The organism is Algibacter sp. (genome assembly GCF_049667265.1).
In the GTDB taxonomy this organism is placed as follows: domain Bacteria; phylum Bacteroidota; class Bacteroidia; order Flavobacteriales; family Flavobacteriaceae; genus Algibacter_B.
In genome coordinates, this window is sequence record NZ_JBATHX010000387.1 from 1 (window position 1) to 2,693 (window position 2,693).

The 2,693-nt window shown below is 34.0% G+C and carries 2 protein-coding genes; one reads left to right on the forward strand and one right to left on the reverse strand.

Annotation, left to right across the window (positions count from 1 at the left end; all coding sequences use genetic code 11):
- Positions 1-2,053 (reverse strand): DNA mismatch repair protein MutS (mutS, locus tag WBN21_RS13355; protein WP_424201082.1); only part of this gene is annotated, 2,053 nt, incomplete at its 3' end.
- A 128-nt stretch (positions 2,054-2,181) separates the two neighbouring features.
- Between mutS and WBN21_RS13360 the strand changes: the two genes are divergently transcribed.
- Positions 2,182-2,693, forward strand: a 512-nt coding sequence (locus tag WBN21_RS13360; protein WP_424201084.1) for an RNA methyltransferase, incomplete at its 3' end; no start/stop codon positions are given.

Below are 2,693 nucleotides of genomic sequence, written 5' to 3' on the forward strand. Positions count from 1 at the left end.
AAATTGAAGCTGTTTCATTCATTTCAACCATAAAGGTAGATTCACCCATAGAAATATTATCGCTGGCGCCCACTCTTGTAAATATTTTATCTACCAAACCTATTCTAGCTGCTTCTGCAGGTACAAAACTTCCAATTTGAGCCAATAAAACAATCAATGCCGTTTGGCGCAATATGGCCGATTTACCAGACATATTTGGCCCCGTAATCATAATAATTTGCTGACTTGTTCTATCCAGAAACACATCATTTGCAATATAGGCTTCGCCAATAGGTAATTGTTTTTCTATAACTGGATGACGGCCATCTTTTATTTCTAAATCGAAAGAATCATCAATTGTTGGATAAATGTATTTATTATCCTTTGCCAATTGAGCAAACCCGCATAAACAATCTAATTGCCCAATTAAATAGGCATTTTGCTGTACGGGTTTTATATATTGATTTAGCCAACCTACCAATTCTGAAAATAATTGTTGTTCAATTGCCTGAATTCTATCTTCCGCTCCTAAAATTTTGGCCTCGTATTCCTTAAGTTCTTCGGTAATGTAACGCTCTGCGTTTACCAACGTTTGCTTACGAATCCACTCTTCTGGAACTTTATCTTTATGTGTATTTCTAACCTCTATATAATATCCAAACACATTATTTGATGCTATTTTTAGCGACGAAATCCCTGTTCGTTTACTTTCACGATCAAGCATTTTATCGAGATAATCTTTCCCTGATTTTGACAAACCCCTAAGCTCATCCAATTCCGAAGAAAAACCAGCAGCAATACTATTACCTTTTAAGACATTTACCGGGGCATCTTCATTTAAAGTCTCCTTGATTTTCTCACGAAGCACATCGCAACTTTGAAGTTTATCGCCAATAATTTTTAATGATTCATTATCACAATTTGAAGCTAACGATTTTATAGGCACAATCGCTTCTAAAGAATTTTTAAGCTGAATAACTTCTCGCGGGTTTACTTTTCCGGTAGCCGTTTTTGAAATTAAACGCTCCAAATCACCAATATGTTTAATATGATTTTGAATTTTCTGAAGTGTGGTGTTTTCCTTAGTTAAAAAACTAACCACTTCATGCCGTTGTTTAATTTTATCCACGTTTTTTAAGGGTAAAGCTAACCAACGTTTAAGCAACCTTCCGCCCATTGGTGAAATGGTTTTATCAATAACATTTAAAAGCGTTACAGCATTGTTATTTGTAGAATTATAAAGTTCTAAATTTCTAATAGTGAACCTATCCATCCATACATAATCATCTTCAGCAATTCTTGAAATGGCCGTAATATGCTGTAATTTATGATGCTGTGTTTCACCTAAATAATGGAGAATAGAACCCGAAGCAATAATGCCTTCATATAAATCTTCAATTCCAAAACCTTTTAATGTTTTAGTGTCAAAATGCTTAATTAAAGTTTCATAAGCATAATCGGCTTGATACACCCAATCTTCTAAATAAAAGGTGTGAAAATCGTCACCAAATGTATCGTTAAAAAGTGAGCGTTTTTGTTTGGACACCAACACTTCACTCGGACTAAAATTTTGAAGTAGCTTATCAATATATTCTGCATTTCCTTGAGAGGTTAAAAACTCGCCTGTAGAAATATCTAAAAACGAAATGCCGATATACTTTTTATCAAAATAAACCGAGCATAAAAAGTTATTAGATTTTGAAACTAAAACCTCATCGTTCAGAGCAACGCCAGGCGTTACCAATTCTGTTACACCACGTTTTACGATGTTTTTGGTTAATTTAGGATCTTCTAATTGATCGCAAATAGCCACCCGTTCCCCCGCTTTCACCAATTTTGGTAAATATGTATTTAAAGAATGATGCGGAAATCCAGCCAACTCAATTTCACTTTCACTACCAGCGCCACGCTTGGTTAAGATAATTCCTAAAATACCTGCTGTTTTTATGGCATCACTTCCAAATGTTTCGTAAAAATCGCCCACTCGAAATAACAACAAAGCATCAGGATACTTTACTTTAATAGCATTGTACTGCTTCATCAACGGGGTTACTTTTTTTGCTTTTTTAGCCAATGGTAAAGTGGTTTTTAAATCTTATTTTTGTGAAAATTGTAGCATGCAATGTACTATTAATTTTAGGTGTTTTGAAGTTGAAACACCATAAGTTATCTACAATTAGAACGAGATTTCAACAATAAACCATGCGTAAATTAAAAAATAGCGAGTTAGATAGATTAAGTGTTCAAGATTTTAAGGATGTTAAAAAAACGCCTATAATTATTGTGCTCGACAATATTAGAAGTTTAAACAATATTGGTTCGGTGTTTAGAACAAGTGATGCCTTCTTAATTGAAAAAATTTATCTGTGCGGTATTACAGCAACGCCACCTCATAAAGATATTCACAAAACAGCTTTAGGAAGTACTGAAACTGTGGCCTGGGAATATGTTGAATCCACGATTGATTTGGTTGATAAACTCAAAGCAGAAAACGTAAAAGTATGCGCTATTGAGCAAGCTGAAAAAGCAATCATGCTTAACGATTTTAAGGTTGAACAAAACACAAAATATGCTTTAGTTTTTGGTAATGAAGTAAAAGGTGTTGCGCAAAATGTAGTTAATAAAAGCGATGCCGTTATTGAAATACCACAATTTGGGACCAAACATTCGTTAAATATTTCGGTAAGTTGCGGTGTCGTAATTTGGGATTTATT